The sequence below is a fragment of the Ruegeria sp. BHSB058 genome, from assembly GCF_059613285.1.
In genome coordinates this window covers 1-1,718 of record NZ_JBXWSF010000181.1, presented here as the reverse complement: position 1 = coordinate 1,718, position 1,718 = coordinate 1, and the positions used below count along the sequence as shown (strand labels likewise).

Annotated in this window: 3 protein-coding genes; all 3 read left to right on the top strand. The window is 51.8% G+C overall.

The window, feature by feature from the left end; genetic code table 11:
- Positions 1-357: hypothetical protein (locus tag AC2FNB_RS21185; RefSeq protein ID WP_496748699.1), on the top strand; the 357-nt coding region annotated here is incomplete at its 5' end.
- Positions 354-1,325, top strand: coding sequence for an ABC transporter permease (locus tag AC2FNB_RS21180; RefSeq protein ID WP_496748698.1), 972 nt, complete (start codon positions 354-356; stop codon positions 1,323-1,325). The genes AC2FNB_RS21185 and AC2FNB_RS21180, both read left to right, overlap by 4 nt.
- Before the next feature lie 67 nt (positions 1,326-1,392).
- Positions 1,393-1,718: SMP-30/gluconolactonase/LRE family protein (locus tag AC2FNB_RS21175; RefSeq protein ID WP_496748700.1), on the top strand; the 326-nt coding region annotated here is incomplete at its 3' end.

Below are 1,718 nucleotides of genomic sequence, written 5' to 3'. Positions count from 1 at the left end.
TTGAACGCTGGCGAACGGGTCCTATGTCTGACACGCCAAGGTGAAATCAACGGCGTATCGCTGCCAGAACCTGGCACGCTGACTTTGATGACCGAGACAGCAATCGCCAAGGGACTGACCGAAGAACGAGGCGTTCTGCGAGAAGAAGCAGGTGGAAGTAATTCACTTCTTATGATCGTTGAAAACAGTCGTGGCATTGGCCTTGGCTCAATTGCCGTTCTCGCCGAGCCCGGCAAACGCCTCGATCCGATCACCGTCAAATCCGAAACAAAAAAGGCGCTCTCGATCTTTGAAGAAGGCCAACTTCGTCTGAGAGCAAGCAATCAAGTTAAAGAAAATGGGGAGGCACAGCGATGACACGCTCATCAGCAAACTTCAAAGGGGTGCTTTCTAAGTTCACCAATGTACTTGAGTTAAGAATGGCCGGTCTGGCATTGATCATCGCCATTGTGCTGTCATTGGCTTCTCCGCATTTTCTGACAGCCAGCAATCTCTTTAATCTTATGGATCAGTCTGTCGTGATTGGGATTGTCGCAATCGGCATGACGTTTGTCATCCTGACTGGCGGGATCGATTTGTCTGTTGGCTCAGTCGCGGGCGTCACCGGTATCATATTGGGTTTGGCTCTCAAAGAAGTCCCCATTCCGATTGCCATTGCTATAGCCGTTTCTGCCGGGGCTTTCATGGGTGCAATCTCCGGTGTGCTGATTGCCGTCTTTGGCCTGGCAGCCTTTGTGGTGACCCTTGGAATGATGGCGATTGGCCGAAGCCTTGCCTACGTGTTATCTGGTCAGCGTACGATTTCTGGATTGCCAGATGAGCTTGGCAATCTTGTTTATTTCGAACTCGGTGGTTTGCAGATGAACGTGATCATTCTGATCGTTCTCTATGCCTGTGCCTGGGTCTACCTCACGCGTTCGCGTGGTGGTCGAACGATCTATGCCGTGGGCTCCAACAAAGAAGCCGCACGCATCTCTGGTCTCAAAGTTCAGTTCTATACGATCTTGCCATACGTTGTGTCAGGCGCACTTTCTGCTGTTGCCGTGACGTTGATTGCGGCGCAGATCGGATCAATTGACCCCTTGGCAGGCAACCTCATGGAGCTCGATGCTATCGCGGCCGTGGTAATTGGCGGTGCAAGTCTCTTTGGTGGACGCGGTTCAATCATTGGCACGTTGTTCGGGGTTATCATTATGGTGATGATCCGCAATGGGATGAACTTGCTCGGGGTTTCCCCATTTTGGCAAGGTACGGCGATCGGTACGATCATTATTGCAGCAGTTCTTGCAGAACGGATTTTGTCCGGTCGCGCACGGCATCACTAAGGAGACAGGCGCAGTGTTCCTTCCCCATTTCGAGGTTTCGGATCCATCCTTCAAATCACTGATCTTGATGAACACCCATCTTGAGAAACTGTGGTCGGGCGGAAGATGGTTGGAAGGGCCTGCATGGTTCGGAGGAGGGCGGTATCTTCTCTTTTCCGACATCCCAAACAATCGAATGATGCGGTTTGACGATACGGATGGCTCCGTCTCCGAATTCCGAAACCCATCAAACAACAGCAATGGCAACACCATGGATCGGCAGGGCCGCCTGATCACATGTGAGCACCTTGGTCGCCGTGTTGTCAGAACGGAGCATGATGGCAGTCTGACCGTCATTGCCGAAAGCTTTGAAGGAAATAAACTCAACTCGCCGAATGATGTCGTTGTCAGCAG

What these genes read in the sequence shown, in the direction of transcription:
- AC2FNB_RS21180 (WP_496748698.1), top strand. Translation starts at nt 354, where the DNA reads ATGACACGCTCATCAGCAAACTTCAAAGGGGTGCTTTCTAAGTTCACC.